At 29.3% G+C, this 368-nt stretch carries 1 protein-coding gene and 1 pseudogene; one reads left to right on the forward strand and one right to left on the reverse strand.

What is annotated here, in order from left to right; all coding sequences use genetic code 11:
• A partial coding sequence (locus tag DMC01_RS12875) for a hypothetical protein (protein ID WP_142694549.1) occupies positions 1-194 on the reverse strand: 194 nt, incomplete at its 3' end.
• 34 nt (positions 195-228) lie between these two features.
• Here DMC01_RS12875 and DMC01_RS12880 point away from each other — a divergent pair.
• Positions 229-334: pseudogene (locus tag DMC01_RS12880) on the forward strand (IS1595 family transposase); the annotation flags it as partial.
• Between the last annotated feature and the right edge of the window lie 34 nt (positions 335-368).

The raw sequence follows: 368 nt of genomic DNA on the forward strand, positions 1-368 counted from the left end.
TGAATTTTAGTAAAATTTGCCCTTGATAAAAGCTCTTTGACAAAGTCATAGTTTATATCATAAGAAAGCCTTAAAAAGCTTAGCTGTCTTGGCATAGAATCATCATCAAAGAGTTTTTTCTCAAAATCCTTAGCATAAAGACTTAGATAAGAACCTGGCAAATCCACTGAAAAAAATATTAAATCAAGGCTCAAGATACTTTAATTTTATACAATATCATTTTAAAGTATGGAGAGTAAAATGAAAAATAAATATATGATTCGCTTCCGAATTGTCTCAAAAGAAATTTAGGGAAATTTTGAAGTATTTCTGCCTTGATTTAGAGGAGAAAAAATCGCAGAAATTTGCAAAATAACTCGTGCTTGTGC

It is taken from the genome of Campylobacter troglodytis (assembly GCF_006864425.1).
GTDB classification, from domain to species: Bacteria; Campylobacterota; Campylobacteria; order Campylobacterales; family Campylobacteraceae; genus Campylobacter_D; species Campylobacter_D troglodytis.